The sequence below is a fragment of the Curtobacterium sp. PhB146 genome (assembly GCF_004342995.1).
In the GTDB taxonomy this organism is placed as follows: Bacteria; Actinomycetota; Actinomycetes; order Actinomycetales; family Microbacteriaceae; genus Curtobacterium.
Map to the genome: position 1 here is coordinate 1 of NZ_SMBN01000013.1, position 15,079 is coordinate 15,079.

The following is a 15,079-nucleotide window of genomic DNA, read 5'->3' on the forward strand; positions in this document are numbered from 1 at the left end:
AACCGCGCCTCTCGGGCACGGTGTTCCAGCCTCGATCCCATCAGCAACACTCCAAATCACGGTGGTGTTGCAACGACCGGCTGAACCCAAGATCGTCTATTGAGACGGCTCCGATTGTCTCCCCAGTGTCGGTTGCTGTGGATACGATCAGCGACATGTCTTACTGCACTGCGCCCGTTCGGGGTCACCGGTCCTCAGCAGCTGCAGCTGCATGCCCGTCTTGTGGAAGTCGCGGACGGTACAGCTACTCGCCGCCACGCCCGTACTCGCCCTCCCCGACTCCAGCCGCTCAGAGGCGAAGCAGCGCCGGTACCAGTGGCGGCGGCGGCGGCGGAGGGAGCCGGCGTACTGCCCGGCCGTCTTGGCAGCCGAGCACGTCCTCCGTCTCGTACACGGCACAGGAAGTGCGCGACCTGGAGTCAGTCCGTGCAGCAGTTGTGACGCGCACGCAGGCGCACGACGTGTTTCTCTGCCACGCGTGGCCAGATCGCCAGGCGGACGCGACGGACCTCTACGACTTGCTCCGCGGCGAGGAGTTGTCGGTCTGGTTCAGCGAGGTCACACTGAAGCTCGGCACCGACATGCGGGTGGCTATCGACAAGGGGCTTGCGACCTCGCGCATCGGAATCGTGCTCGTGACGCCGGCGATGCTCGACAAGCTTCGAACCGACCGCAGCGTGGCAAGCAGTGAACTCAGCGCACTGCTGCGCCGGAGCCTGTTGGTGCCTGTGCTGCATGGTGTGTCCTTCGAAGAGCTGGACCAGGTGAGCCCGATGCTCGCATCCCGCGGTGGGCTGAGTACGAAGGAAGACTCGTTGGCGGCCATCGCGGAGAAGGTTGCCGAGCTTGTCGGTGAGCTCAACGGCGAAGAAGCTGACGCGCTGAGCTCGGCATCAGCCGGCTAGGGGAAGCTGCCATGCACGAGTTCGAGGCGCACGCTGTCGCGAGCACAATCTCGAAGGCCGCGCCCTTCCTCACGGCGAGGGTTGTGCGGATCGAGCACGACGACGAGAACCAGCGCAACGTCATGGTCGAGCTCGACGACTACACCGGCCTTCTCGTGCAGAAAGAAGTTCGCTGGTCCGTCTCGGTCGTCACTGTTGACACCGGGCGCATCGAGCCGCGGTACGTCACCGAGCCGACGGTAGCCCCGACCGACACGGACGGGATCGCCCGAGAAGCCCTCGAGCTAGCGCGGCAGTTCTACTTCGGCGACTTCGGCATGGTGAGCGGGGTCGCAGACCCGTTCGGCCGGCGCGACCAGCTCGAGGCTGCGATCAAGGGCCTCGAGGGGTGAGCGATCCCTTCGCCTGGGTAGCTCCCGGTGCGCTCGGGCTCTCGGTGCTGTCGCTCGTTTTCCAGGGCGTCGGTCGCCTTCGAGGTCGGGCTCGGATCCGTGTGGCGATCGAAGGCAACAACGGCGTCGAGGGCGAGTTCGACGGCACCCAAGGCCACGACGTGCCTCGAAACTGGGCCGAACTGCGGGTCATCGTAGAGAACCCAGGGTCCGTTCCGCTGTCGATCTACGACGTTGGGCTGTTCCACAGCGTGACGGATGCCGACGAGCAAAGCGCGGTCGTCGTGTCGCTGCGCAACGTCGAGAACTCCTGGAGCTGGACGCCGCAGGAAGGCAGCAAGCAACACGAGGACAAGTGGTCTGGGCCGAAGCTTCCGGCCGAGATCCCGGCGCTTGGCGTGCTCGAGTGGAAGATCAAAGACCCCACGACGCGCGCCTATGGCGACGATTTCTCGTGGCAGGGCTACGCAGAGCGCTACCGGGCCGGACGGTCGCCGCGACGAGCGCTGTCGAAGGGGCGCTCGTCGCGGATTGAACCCTGAGTCAGTCGCAGGGCGAAGGGCCGCACCGCGGGTGGGGTCATTCGCCCTGTGCGGCCAGGGATCCTTCTGCGGGAAGGGCGCGCGGTAGCTTCGGAGCATGCCGGTCTCTCAGTACGTCCGATCGCTGCGCGAGCGGATCGGGAGCAGCTACCTCCTACTCCCGGGCGTGACAGCGGTCATCCGAGACGACGATCGCTTCCTCCTCGCGCGGCAGCGCGACTCCGGACGATGGAGCCTGATCGGGGGCGGCATCGAGCCCGGCGAGGACCCGCCCGCGGCGTTGCTGCGCGAAGTGCGAGAAGAACTCGGTGTGGGCAGCGACGTCATTCGGATCATCGGGGCTTACGGTGGCACCTCCCTCGACAACGTCTACCCCAACGGCGACCAAGTTGGGTACGTGACGGTCGCGTATCTCTGCTCACTGCGCACGTCGTCGTTCCTCCTCGACGAGGACGAAGTGCTCGAAACCCGGTGGGTGACTCTCGCCGAGATCACCGAACTCGATCATCACGAGTGGATCGAGCAGGTGCTGACCGACGCCGCCCGGTAGCGGATCGCCTATCGGGTCGGCTTAGGCGCTTTGGAACGCGTTATCCACTTAGCCTCGCCGCGATGAGCGACCATCGGCCAGGCGGTGCCGCATCGGCTTCACGCCGGTCAGCTGTCGAAGGTCACGTCGGCGTAACTCTTGTCTGAGTATTCATTAAGCCCACGCCGGAACTACCGGTTCCGACCTGGGCTTTTGCGTTTTCCCCCGTTTGGGGGGTCGGGTACAGGCACTCAGCTTCCTCTTATGCTGCGCAAGCCGACAGCAACCCGTGCTGTCGATCACGTAGGGGGTCTCGTGCGCACATTGCTGCACGCTCCGCGCTCGAGGAGGCGCAGCATCGCTGCTGCCACGCTCGGCGCGCTCGCACTTGTCGGATCACTGCTTGTCGCAACACCGGCGCAGGCGCTCAATGACACCGGTACTGGCGGTGTGTTCACGCCCGCGACCGGCCGAATCTTGGATACCGCGAAGGGCACCGGCGGATTCAGCACACCGATGGAAGCGGGCAAGTACCGCACCATCAAAGTGGCTGGGCTCGCCGGCGTCCCGGACGACGGTTCTGTTGGCGCGGTGTCGCTGAACGCCACGGTCGGCACGGCGCCCGGCAATGGCACCCTGTTCGGTCGGCCGGATGCGGACACGTCGCGGACGTCGATGCTGATCTACAACGGCAACACCGGGGAGTACGTCTCCAACACCGCAGCCATCGCGGTCGGCGCGGACGGCACGATCCAGATCATGGCCGAGACTTCCGCCCGGGTGATCCTCGACGTGCAGGGCTACTACACGGCGAACACCGACGGCACCGCCGCGGGCGGGTTCGTTCCCGTAGCGGGGAAGCGGTTCGTTGACACCCGTTCCGGGCTCGGCGCACCGAAGGCGACGATCGCTCCCGGGAAGAGCGTCGACGTGCAGGTGACCGGTGCGAACGGTGTCCCGGCCGGTGCCTCGGGTGCGGTGGTGAACCTGATCGCGATCAACTCCACCAGCTCCGACGGCAACCTCACCCCGTACGCCACGGGCAGCACGAAGCCGCAGAACTCGCTGCACTACACGCCCTCCGCGACGACGTCGATTCAGGCGCAGGTGGGCTTGTCGGCTGACGGGAAGATGACGATCGCGAACGCATCGTCGACGGTCAACCTCGTCATCGACCTGCAGGGCTACTTCACCGCCGCCGGTAAAACCGGTGCAGTCTTCACCCCTGGCGTGGGCCGTGCGTATGACTCCCGCGCGACGGGGAACACGATCTTGGCCAAGAACGAGACCCGGTCCATCCAGATCGCAGGCAAGGCTGGAGTCCCGGTCATGGGGTCGGGGATCACCGCGGTCGTGCTGACCCTCATCGTCGCCCACGGTGGCAGCGACGGACGCGCCGCTGTGTGGGCCGACGGTGCGACCAAGCCGGACACGACGTCGATCAACTTCCAAGCCGACGAGATCCGCACCAACACCGTCACCGTGCCTCTCGGTACGAATGGAAAGGTCAGCCTCAACAACGTCGCTGACGCCACCAACTACGTCATTGACGTGCAGGGCTGGTACATCAATCCCATCGCCCCAACCATTGATTGCCCGCAACCGTACGGCGAGGGTACTTGGACGAACGTGCTGCCGTCCTCCGCTGTCAACTGTACGGTGAAGATGCCAAACACTGGCGACTCATCGGGCATTCTTACCGTGAATGTCAACGGCGAATCAGTGGTCGAGAGTGCGCTTTCCGAAACCGCGGGCACAGTCCTGACTGTTCCGATCCCACCCACCCCCGGCTGGTACACGATTGAAGCCACCTCGAGCTATTCCGCTGGGGTGGGTGACACCACGTCGTATGGTCTTGGGCTGAATAGCGCCGCGCCCTCCGCTACGGTGGCAGCGGTCCAGGCTGCCAACCCGACCGGCTTTGAACGGGTCGCGACGGGTTCGCAGGACAGTGCTTCAATTGCCGCCACTACGCAGTCTGACGCTAATGAAGCCGACTCCGCGTCTATCGCGGTTTCTCCGCGTCAAGGTATCACTATTGCGGTTGGTGACCAGAGTGCGTCGGATCCCGATGGTGGTGAGGATGCCAATCTGGACGCGGCTTCCGTGAACATGGGTCTTCCGTACGGCAGCCGTGCGGCCGCGGGAATAGTGGAATCGCCCGGTATTGTCAGCTACCACAACACAAACTTCTCGACACTTGCTGTTCTCAAAACCGATGCTTCGGTGCAGATTAGTACTGTTATCGAGAATGGCAGCGCCCCGACCGCCTATCCGTATGCTCTGGATATCCCGACGGGCGGGCATGCAACTCTGCAGGACGACGGAGTCGTTCTCATTGTGGACTCATCTGGAACGCCAATCGGCGGCGTTGCGCCTGCGTGGGCGCGCGATGCCGCAGGTAACAAAGTCTCGACTCGATATGAGTTGAACGGCAGTGTTATCACTCAGATCGTCGATCTTTCATCCACAACCACGTACCCAGTCGTCGCAGACCCGTACCTCGGCATAAATGTCATCGACAGGGTGAAGTGGGTGAAGAGGAGTAAGCTTGGAAAAACACTGTACGTTTACCCGACCGTATGGGGGAGGTCGATGGCGGGCCTCAAGTATGCTGATCTCGCTGGTTGGGCGGAAGTGGTGAAGAAGGCCCCTTCGGCAAACACCAAGAACATGTGGTGGCAGTACAAGTGCCACGCTCAAGTTGCTTACTGGAAGCCCTCTTGGAACCTGGATTCATTCCTTCGTCGATCCAGCTATTCGGCATACACGTCTAACCTCTGCAACTAATCAAAGGGTCAATTGTGAACACGGCGTATCGCGTTAGTTTGGTGGCGCTAGTTGCTAGCGGTGTAGGTTTCATCATCGGAATAGCAATATTTGTGAATGCTTTCAACAATGCTGATCTGCACCCGCCAGCTCACGGGATGGCAGGATCCGTCACAGTGCTTATATCCAGTACTGCATTTGGTGTGCTTGCCTTGATTAGTACTATCTTTACTGCGCTCAACCGACGCAGTCGCTGAGTAAGCGGCTTGTGACGATAGGGGGGGGTGGGGTTCAGGCCTCACCCCCCCCTGGCCGCATGGGAGCCCTGTGTTCACGTCGCGACGTTTATCGGCGTGGTAGTTGCGGGGTAATTCAAAGTTTCTGACCGGGATAGCAGACCTGAAGTTCTGCAACAAATCTGGCAAATTCCTTCAATCTGAACATCCGACCCCACACACCTGGAGTTACCCGTGCACCGCAGCACCTCCGCCGTTCGTCGCGCATGCGCCGTCGGCACCACCGTCGCACTCGTCGGTCTGACCACCGGTCTCGGCATCATGTCCGCGACCGCCGCCAGCGCAGTCGAGCCGGTCGACTCGACGCAGCCCGTCGTCTCCGAGGAGACCCCGGCACCGGTCGACGCGACGGAGACGCCCGCACCGACCGACGACCCGTCGGCCCCCGCCGAGGAGACCCCGGCCCCTGCCCCCGCCGAGGAGACCCCGGCCCCCACCCCGACCGACGACGCGACCGCCCCGGCCGACGAGCCGGCCGTTCCGGAGACCACGGCTCCGGCCGCCGAGCCCCCGGCGCCGACCGCGAAGCCGACCCCGGACGTCACCACCAAGGCCGCCGACGCCACCGTCACCATCGACGGCGCCGCGAAGGTCGGCACCCTCCTGAGCGCCGTCGTCACCGGCTTCGACGAGGACTCCTCGTACAAGTACGTCTGGGCTGACCAGGACCGCAACGTCCTGTCGAAGACCGCGACCTACCGCATCGACCCCACCGACGTGCGCAAGACGATCACCGTCACGGTGACCGGCACGCTGCCCGGCGCGACCGAGACGACCTCGGTGACCTCCGAGGCGACCGCGCCCGTCACGCAGACCCCGGCCTTCCTCGGCGAGGACGGCAAGCCGACGAAGGCCGGCGCCGACGTCGACCACCCGCTCGAGCTGAGCACCACCGCCGGTGACGCGTTCTCGCACACCTTCCGCGCGCAGGGCTTCCCCGAGCCGACGTACGAGCTCGCGTACTCCTCCGACGAGGACGCCGACATCTACAACTCCCCGGAGGAGCAGCTGCCTGACGGCGTCACGTTCGACGCTGCGACCGGTGAGCTCAGCGGGACGACCACTGACGCCTGGGGTGCGGAGTTCGCCGTCACCGCGACCAGCGGCACCGAATCGGTCACGCAGTACGTGGTGTTGAGCGTTGAGGCGGGCGCACCGGCTGGGATCATGGTTTCCACGACCGACCGCGCAGGTCTGTTCGATGACCAGGACGACGACCGAACGGTGTGGATCATCGAGCCCGATGGCAGCGTCATCACGTTGTCGCCCGATGCGTACATCGAGGGCGGTCGCCCGACCATCAAGCAGGGCGGCACTCTCGTTGTCGCGAGCGGCTTTGTCGACCGTTGGGGCAACCTGATCGACGATGATGAGGACGCCCCGGTCGTGCTGCCGACCGTTACCTCGGACGTCGCCACCGACGTCGTCGCGCCGGATTCCGCGTTCGGCTTCGTGAACGTCACGTTCCCGCATGCGTCGATCCACAACTTGTCCGTCTCGGCGGGTGACTTCACCACTTCGTTCGCGGTGGACGTCCAGCCGGTCGCGGCCACCGTCGTCACCCCGACGATCCCGGTCGCCGTCGCAGCACCGGTCACCACGACGAACCGTGGCGGCCAGCTCGCCTATACGGGTTCGGACGCCACCGGCGCCCTGCCCTGGGCCCTCGACCTGCTCGTCGCCGGTGCCGGCCTCATCGGCGCCCGCGCCCTGCGTCGTCGCCGCGCACAGCGTTGATGGTCGAACAGGACTGATCTCTTCCGTCCGTTGTAACGGACGGAAGGCCCTCTCCGGCCCCGCCTGCCCCTACCGGGCCGGCGGGGCCTTTTGCTGCCGTCCGTGGCCCCGCCTGCTCGGACCTGCAGGCACGCGCTTCCATTACCGCCAGCACGTTCCGAGAATGACTATTATCGGAACTAATTGGCTGGTCGCATGTGGCCGGATTTGGCGCAGCGGTCGGCGCGCAGCCCGCGTGCGTGTCTGCGGGGGTTCGGGGCAGGGTGGGGGTGGACTGTGCGCATGCCGCCTCGTGTCCCGACGCTCCCGTCCACGGTGCCGTGCATGGGCACCGGCTGCAGCTTGAGTTGGTTCCGTCGCAGACGGCTCGGAAGACGTGGCATGTCGCTGAGCTGCTCGGCGCGCACTTGGTGGGGCAGCCGCCGTTGCGTAGCGGCCGCGGGTCCGGCACCACGCAGCGCAGCAACCCCGACGAGCTGGCGAAGATCCGCGAGTGGGCGGCAGCGAACGGGCATGACGTCGCGCCGCGGGGCCGGACCAGTCAGGCCGTGAAGGACGCGTACAACGCCGCGCACTAGCAACGCCTGCTCTGCGCTAATCACGCTCACGGTGAGCTCAGTCACTGGGGCTCCGGCCGGGCTGTCACGACACTGACCGCCCGGCCGTTCCTGCAGCACCGTGACTATGGGGTTGCCCGTCGACGGGCGCTCTCAGTAGCCGATCGTTCAACGAGACGTCGGTGCCCCAGTTCCACGGGTCCATGACGCCGGTCCTCTCTGTCGGACCCGCGCTGCCGATGGCGCGGCCCTGTCCATGGCACAGCGTTAGTTGCTCAAAAGCTGGACGACGAACGAGGTCGCCGCGAGAGCGAGGACGATCCCGAACACGACCCAGGTCCCCGGAGTGATGGGCTTCCGCGGTTTGCCCTCAACTCGATCACGAGCGGCATCGCCCCATCGAGTGGCGCGGACGACGCTGAGCGCGAAACAAACCACCACCGCCAGGATCCCGAGAGCGACCGTCATTGGGCGACATTCGCGGTCGTTTTGGCGCACGCGCGGGACAGTCGTGTTTGACGCTGAGTCATCGGAGATGAGGCAAGCTTCGATCGGGGCACCGTTCCTACGGTACCGAGCAAGGCCGGGAGCAGGCGTGCCCTCCGCATCCCGTTAGCCGGTGGCTCACCGAACACGACCCGGCCCGCACTCTGCCAGGTAGCGGATCGGCTGCTGAGACAGCTCTAGGATCACTGGATGCAGCTCGAGCGGCCGTCCGAACGGCTCTTCAGATCGTTCCAGCAGTCCATGCTCGAGTGGGAGGGCGAGCACCAGGACGGTGCCGGCATCCTGGACGCAGCCCTGTTGGCGACCGAAGGCGGATTCGCTCGATGGGTGATGCAGCTCCGCGCCGAGGAGGACGTTCCTGCGGGAGAGGGGTTCGTCACCTGCAGCTACTACTGGATGGTCGAGGACGACGAGTACCTGGGAAGCATCGCGCTCCGTCACGAGTTGAACGACTTCCTCCGCCGTTACGGCGGCCACGTCGGCTACGGCGTCCGCCCGAGTGCCCGACGCCGAGGACTTGCCACTCGCGCACTCCGCGGCGTCCTCCCCATCGCTCACCATCGTGGTCTGGAAGAAGTGCTGGTCACCTGCGACGCGCAGAACCTCGGCTCCCGTCGCGTGATCGAGGGCAACGGGGGTCGATTCGAGAACGAGGTGACCGACGCCGCCGGGCGAGTGTTCCAGCGTTTCTGGATCTCGACGGACGCGGAGCCCGTCGAGCAGTATCGCTGACGGATCGTCTATCGGACGCACGTCAGGCTCCACCAACGACGCATAGGGGCTGCAGCAGTCCCTTCTATGGCGGCTATCGGTCGTCGCGTCTGAATTGGGCGACAAGAGCAGATTCGAGTCTCTGCCCGATCGAGTGTGCGGCGTCCGAGACGCTGGCATCCGCGTCCCTGCTGCCGCCGGGTGCGCCGCCGAAGTCAAGGTGCGCGTTTCGAACGAGGGGTTGCTGCTCGGTCGGGAGGTAGCCGGCAAAAGGGTACGCCGTGGCGTGCGCTGCTTGGAGCTCGGCAAAGTTGGCTGTGCTGATCGATGCTGCGTCCACGTCACCGTTTGCGCGGTCCCACATGGCGTTCCCAAATCCGATGAGTGCTCGTTGGTACGCCCATAGTGCGGACGCAGCCGCGTATCGTCGAGCACGTTGCGCCTGCGCAAGTTGTGTGCGCGAGGTGATGTAGGCACCAAGGGCCCCGCCTCCGAGGATGCCGCCGGCCGTACTGACGATGACTGCCCAAAGTTCCACACACGGATTCTCGCTCAGAGCAAAGCGTCTTCGGCGATCGCGGCCGACCAGTCCGAAGTGCCGCGGACGCCGACCGGGCAGCGGACGCTCACCTACATATCGGTGCAGGCGACTTGGTTTCGACCCCCTTATGTGGGGGTGCGGTGCTGAGAGAAGCTCCGTAGTTTCGTGTGGAGTTGCACAGTACAGCCAAGGGGGCTGTGCGCTGGTGCGACGTCTTGAGGGGTTCTACGCGTGTTCGCTGCGTCGTTGTCTGGTCGTGTTCGTGGAGTGATGCTGGCAGTGGTGACGTTGGTCGCGCTGCTGGGTTCGTTGCTGGTGGTGGTGTCGCAGCCGACACCGGCGCAGGCGGCGGTGACGGGGTCGGGCGGGCAGTACGTGCCGATGCCGTCCAACGCTCGCGTGCTGGGCGGTGCGACGGGGGCGGGGACGTTCCGTACGGTGAAGGTCGCCGGCGTAGCCGGATTGCCGTCGTCGGGTATCGGCGCGGTGACGATGATGGTCACCATCGCTGACCCGTCGGGGTCGGGTCAGTTGCAGATGCGCGCCGACGATGACGACACGACGACGCTGATGATGATCTACAACTCTGGTGTCGGCGGGAACACGTCGAACACGGGACTGCTCGCGGTCGCGGATGACGGCACGATCCAGGTGCGGACCGAGACGGCGCAGTCGAAGGTCGTCATCGACATCACCGGTTACTACACGTCGACGAAGAACGGTGTGTCTGCCGGTGGGTTCGTGGCGATGTCGCCGTCCCGTGTCCTCGATTCCCGTGGCGGCATCGGTGCCGCGCAGGGGCAGATCCCAGCAGGTTCGCAGCGCACCATCCAGGCCACCGGCTCGAACGGCATTCCGGCTGGTGCTGCGGCGGTCGCGGTGAACATCATCGTGATCAACCGCGAAGCCAAGGCCGGTTACGTCCGTCCCACCCCGACCGGTGAGACCCGCAGCACGGGTGTCCTGAACTACAACTCGGTCGAGGGCCAGTCGACCGCGATGAACGCGCAGGTCGCGTTGAACGCCGATGGGAAGTTCAGCATCGACACCGCCGAGGGCGGCGGGAAGATCGACCTCGTCGTCGACATCCAGGGCTACTTCCTGCAGTCGAACCCGGGTGGCGGCTTCACCCCGCTGAACGGTCGACTCATCGACACCCGCAACGGTGGGAGCATCGCTTCGGGTGCATCGTTCACGGTGCAGGTCGGCGGTGTCCAGGGCGCTCCGACGGTCGAGGGCGGCTTGTCGGCTGCCGCGGTGACGTTCACCGCGGTGAACGACAGTGGTGCTGACTCGTACGCGAAGATGTGGGCCGATGGTGCGGCGGAGCCGGAGTCGTCCGCGATCAGCTCCGACCGGACGTCGAAGATGACGAACACCGTGGTCGCGCCGGTCGGTGCGAACGGCAAGATCCGCATCAAGAACATGGGCACGGCGGCGATGAACTACCTCGTCGACCTGCAGGGTGCGTACAACTCCCTCCCCGGCGGCCCGGGCAACACGAACCGGACCGGTCAGCGGACGTCGGCGACGACGTTGCCGTTCCCGATCACGGACCAGACCAATGCGTCCGTCGATGTCGGGACCGGGAACCTGCTGGTCACCACGTCGGCGATGAGCCTGCCGGGTGTGACGCAGAACACCACGATCGGTGCCGCGTACAACTCGCGCAGCACCACCGTCGGGGACGTCAACACGATGGACGCGAACAGGTGGCAGTACAGCCTCGCCGGAGCCGGTGACCTGACTGCGAATGCCGACGGTGTCATCTACACGGACGCTGTCGGCACGGCGTGGCAGTTCAAGCCCTCGGGCACGCAGGGTGCGTTCATCAGCCCGGCTGGTCTGCAGCAGACCCTGACCCGCGTCGACAACTCCACGACGCACGAGTACACGCTGAAGGGGTGGACGTCGAACTCGACGACACACTTCAACCTCGCCGGCCAGCCCACGTCGATCGTGGACCGGAACAGCAACCAGACCAGCTTCAACACCTCCGACGGGTACGCGCTGACCACGATCGTCTCGACCGCCGGGGCGACGGGTGCGAAGACGGTGAAGTCGTCGTACGCGAACAGCACGCAGACGTTCTCCCAGACATCCGGCTCGAGCTCGCGGAGCGTGTCCTTCGCGAAGAGCTCCGCGGGGGACATCACCACCTACACGGACGCGACCGGCAAGAAGACCACCTTCGCGTACACGAACGGCGACCTCACCTCGATCACGGCGGCCGAGGGTGGCGTGACGGCCTTCACCTACGACTCATCCGACCGAGTCACGAAGGTGGAACAGCGCAACACCACGGCCGGTTCCGCCGGTACTGCTGTGACGCGGTTCTCGTATGCCTCGGACACGTCCACCGTGGTCGCTGACCCGCGGTCGGACCAGTCGGCGACGGTCGCCGCCGCGGCGCACACGACGTACACGCTCGACGGCAACGACCTGGTCACGAAGACCGTCGACCCCGCGAACCGTGAGCGGTCGAAGACGTACAACCCCGCCAACAACGGTGTCGCGAAGTCGACCGTCGGCGCATCCGGTGACGCGGGTACGGGGACGTCATCGAACGAGTACGGCAAGAACAGCAGCCAGTCGCTGACGAAGTCCACCACCGGGTCCGGCTCCTCGAGCACCGCGGAGTACGGGTCGGGTTCCGCGACGGCGTACCTGCCGTCGAAGGTTACTGACAGCTCTAGCAACAACAACACCATCGGGTACGACGGTGTCGGTAACCAGACCTCGTCACAGTCCGGGTCGGACACCTCGGTCCAGGCGAAGGTGGCGTACAACTCCGACGGCACGGTGAAGAGCGCCACGGCGCCGGGGGAACGGGTCGAACTCGACCACGTACACCTACGACGGCAACAAGCAGCTGTCGAAGATCACCCCGCCCACCGGCACCACCCTCGGCGTGAAGACCTACACCTACGACGACTTCGGCCGGGTCAAGACCGAAACCGACGGGCGTGGGAACACCACCACGTACGGGTACGACAACGACGACCGGAACACCACCACCGCGTTCAGTGATGGCACGGCAACGGTCACCAACGTCTACGACGGCAACGGGAACCAGACCAGCCAGGCCTCCGCAGCCGGCACCATCACCAACAGCTACGACCAGCGCAACCGGCTGATCTCCACGGTGAACACCGCCGGCGGTGGGACCGTGTCCTACGGATACGACCTCGCCGGGAACACGACGCAGGTCACCGACTCCACCGGCACCGTCACCCACACGTACGACGCGTCGGAGGTGCTCACCGCGACGACGTACCCGACTGCATCGGGCACGGCGAAGCAGATCTACCTCACCGACAAGCAGGGCCGCCGCACCGACACGTGGCTCGGCGCCAACGCATCGGCAACGCCCGGTGTCACTCCGTCCACGTGGAGCGCGCACCAGAAGCTGAGCTACGACAAGTCCGGCAAGGTCACCAAGGTGCAGGCGTGGGCTGCGAACGAGGATCCGCAGCTCGTCGTCGACACCGACTACTGCTACGTGGCCACCACCACCGCCCCGACCTGCACCGCCACGGAGGCGAACGACCGCACGAAGCTGCAGTGGTCGTACGACAACATCAGCAAGCAGGCCACCACGTACGGGTACACGGATACGGACGGGAAGACCCCGACCAAGCACCTCACCGGGATCACGCAGTCCGGCGGCACGAACCCGACGAACTGGGCGTTCACCTACGACGACGCAGGCAACCGCACCGAAGCCAAGGCCACCAACGCGACCACCAGCGCCGTGATCAGTGACCAGAAGCTGACGTACAACGCTGTCTCGCAGATCACCACGGACGGGTACACGTACGACGGGACCGGGAACCTCACCAAGGCGCCGGGGGAGACCTACACGTACAACGGAGCGCAGCAGTTGACCTCGTCGACGAAGGACGGGGTGACGACCAGCTACGAGTACGCCGGCGCGGACATGAACAAGCTGCTCTGGCAGTCCACCGACGGGGGAGCGGAATACGGTTACACGTATGGCACCAGCGACTCCAACGGCGTCCCCGTGATTGCCACCCGCGAGCAGATCGGCACCGGCACCGCATCAGTGTCGACCGACCCGGTCACCGGGCAGCCACTGGGTCTCCGTACCAGCGACGGCGTCACCAGCCTCTATGTCCTCGACGGCATCGGGAACCCGACCACGTCGATCGCCGACACCGGCAAGATCGCCTACCAGGTCTCCTACGACGCCTACGGCGCCGAGAGGGTCACCGCGGGCAAGACCAGCACCCAATGGCAGCAGAACCCCTACGGGTTTAAGACCGGCCTCCGCTCGAGCAACAGCGACGCGGGACTGACGAAGTTCGGGTACCGGTGGCAGTCCGCGACGACCGGCCAGTGGATTGAGCGAGACACGCTAGACCTGCCGCTGAGCCCCGGGAACGCCAATAGGTATGCCTTCGTCGGCGGGGATCCCATTAACGGGTCAGACCCGACTGGTCAATACGACCTGGGACAAGCTCTCGTCGTGTCGGCTGTCACTGGCGTCGCCGGTGGAATCGGTGGTTGTATCGGCGGTGCGGTGGCCGGCGCGGTAATTCCCACGGGCGTGACATCTGCCGCAGGTTGTGCTGCTGCGGGCGTGGCTGGGCTGATTGGAGGAGTCGTGACCGGGTTTATCGCAAACTCTTTGCTGCAGCTGACCAACTACGCTTGATTGGACCACAATGCGAATCTTCCTAGCTACGGCGGTAGCGCTGTGGGTATTTCTTGAAATTGTATTGCTTGCAACAGGGCAAAACCTCATCCTAATCGGTGTCTTCTCGATATTTGGAATTTTCTTAGGCATTGCGTGTGGCTACTTGGCAACGAGCGATGGCATGAAAGCGCTGGGGATTAAAGGTCGCCAAAAAGAATGATGATCAACGGGGTGCACTCGGGTGCGCCCCGTTAAAGACGGTCGTTGGTTGAAGTACGGCAGTAAGTTCGATGAAAAACGTGAACTGATTAGGGTGGCCGCCGGACGTGTCCAGCGTAAAGACACTAAGTCCGTCCTGGCCAGCCAGGGCGGACTCTCTGTGTTCGGAGTGAATCGGGTTTTGCGCCGTTTGACGCTTCCACCCACGTCAAAATGGTCTGAGAAGCGTCATTATCGGCACTGACCCCATCGCCCCACATGGTCGACGACGGCGCAGCGGACGGTTCGTTGTTCGGGTACGTCAGTGTGTTTGCGGGGATCTAGCAGGGGGAGGCGTGGACTGTGCGCATGCCGCCTCGTATCCCGCAGCTCCCGTCCACGGTGTCGGTGCACGGCCATTGGTTGCAGCTCGAGCTGGTGCCGTCGCAGACGGCGCGGAAGGAGTGGCGCGTCACTGAGCAGCTCGGCGCACACCTGGTGGGTCAAGCGCCCCTGCTCTACGAGTGTGGCGAGTTCAGCACGGAGACGTCGACGGGCACGATAACGGATGCTGATTGGGGTGTTGTGCTGATGAGGGCGTTCGGACGCAGCTGGTCGCCGCCGAGGTGATCGGCACAGCTAGGGCGTGTCTATTAATTGGTGGAGCCATGCGATGACGGCGTTGAGGACGGCGGCGGCGCGGTAGACGATCGCGAGTTTGTCGTACCGGGTCGC

The 15,079-nt window shown here is 64.8% G+C and carries 11 protein-coding genes and 1 pseudogene; 11 read left to right on the forward strand and 1 reads right to left on the reverse strand.

Translation table 11 applies throughout. From position 1 onward, the window contains the following. Positions 1 to 404 precede the first annotated feature (404 nt). The 11 genes from EDF33_RS19770 (at position 405) to EDF33_RS19820 (ending at position 14,366) form a co-directional block, all read left to right on the forward strand. Positions 405 to 905: a toll/interleukin-1 receptor domain-containing protein gene (locus EDF33_RS19770; protein WP_207906733.1), complete on the forward strand. Its 501-nt coding sequence runs from the start codon at positions 405 to 407 to the stop codon at positions 903 to 905. Between the two features lie 11 nt (positions 906 to 916). Further along, positions 917 to 1,297: a hypothetical protein gene (locus EDF33_RS19775; RefSeq protein WP_132100969.1), complete on the forward strand. Its 381-nt coding sequence runs from the start codon at positions 917 to 919 to the stop codon at positions 1,295 to 1,297. Further along, positions 1,294 to 1,839, forward strand: coding sequence for a hypothetical protein (locus EDF33_RS19780; protein ID WP_132100970.1), 546 nt, complete (start codon positions 1,294 to 1,296; stop codon positions 1,837 to 1,839). Before EDF33_RS19775 ends, EDF33_RS19780 begins: the two co-directional genes overlap by 4 nt. A gap of 97 nt (positions 1,840 to 1,936) precedes the next feature. Further along, the gene (locus tag EDF33_RS19785; RefSeq protein ID WP_132100971.1) at positions 1,937 to 2,389 is read left to right on the forward strand and encodes an NUDIX domain-containing protein; all 453 of its coding nucleotides are present in this window, start codon (positions 1,937 to 1,939) and stop codon (positions 2,387 to 2,389) included. 294 nt (positions 2,390 to 2,683) lie between these two features. Then, on the forward strand, positions 2,684 to 5,158 hold the full coding sequence (locus EDF33_RS19790; RefSeq protein ID WP_132100972.1) for a DUF2599 domain-containing protein: 2,475 nt from the start codon (positions 2,684 to 2,686) through the stop codon (positions 5,156 to 5,158). Positions 5,159 to 5,607: 449 nt separating this feature from the next. Continuing rightward, on the forward strand, positions 5,608 to 7,170 hold the full coding sequence (locus tag EDF33_RS19795; RefSeq protein ID WP_132100973.1) for a putative Ig domain-containing protein: 1,563 nt from the start codon (positions 5,608 to 5,610) through the stop codon (positions 7,168 to 7,170). Positions 7,171 to 7,595: 425 nt separating this feature from the next. After that, positions 7,596 to 7,748, forward strand: a complete 153-nt coding sequence (locus EDF33_RS20625) for a histone-like nucleoid-structuring protein Lsr2 (RefSeq protein ID WP_347812773.1) — start codon at positions 7,596 to 7,598, stop codon at positions 7,746 to 7,748. 675 nt (positions 7,749 to 8,423) lie between these two features. Then, entirely contained in the window at positions 8,424 to 8,966 is a 543-nt protein-coding gene (locus EDF33_RS19805) for a GNAT family N-acetyltransferase (RefSeq protein WP_132100974.1), read from the forward strand. Positions 8,967 to 9,768: 802 nt separating this feature from the next. Continuing rightward, positions 9,769 to 12,516, forward strand: coding sequence for an RHS repeat domain-containing protein (locus tag EDF33_RS19810; RefSeq protein WP_165918892.1), 2,748 nt, complete (start codon positions 9,769 to 9,771; stop codon positions 12,514 to 12,516). Beyond that, the gene (locus tag EDF33_RS19815) at positions 12,398 to 14,164 is read left to right on the forward strand and encodes an RHS repeat-associated core domain-containing protein (RefSeq protein ID WP_132100976.1); all 1,767 of its coding nucleotides are present in this window, start codon (positions 12,398 to 12,400) and stop codon (positions 14,162 to 14,164) included. The genes EDF33_RS19810 and EDF33_RS19815 overlap by 119 nt, the downstream gene beginning before the upstream one ends. A gap of 10 nt (positions 14,165 to 14,174) precedes the next feature. Continuing rightward, positions 14,175 to 14,366, forward strand: a complete 192-nt coding sequence (locus EDF33_RS19820; protein WP_132100977.1) for a hypothetical protein — start codon at positions 14,175 to 14,177, stop codon at positions 14,364 to 14,366. Between the two features lie 617 nt (positions 14,367 to 14,983). On the opposite strand, the pseudogene EDF33_RS19825 reads toward EDF33_RS19820, so the two are convergent. After that, a pseudogene (locus EDF33_RS19825) lies at positions 14,984 to 15,079 on the reverse strand (IS5/IS1182 family transposase); the annotation flags it as partial.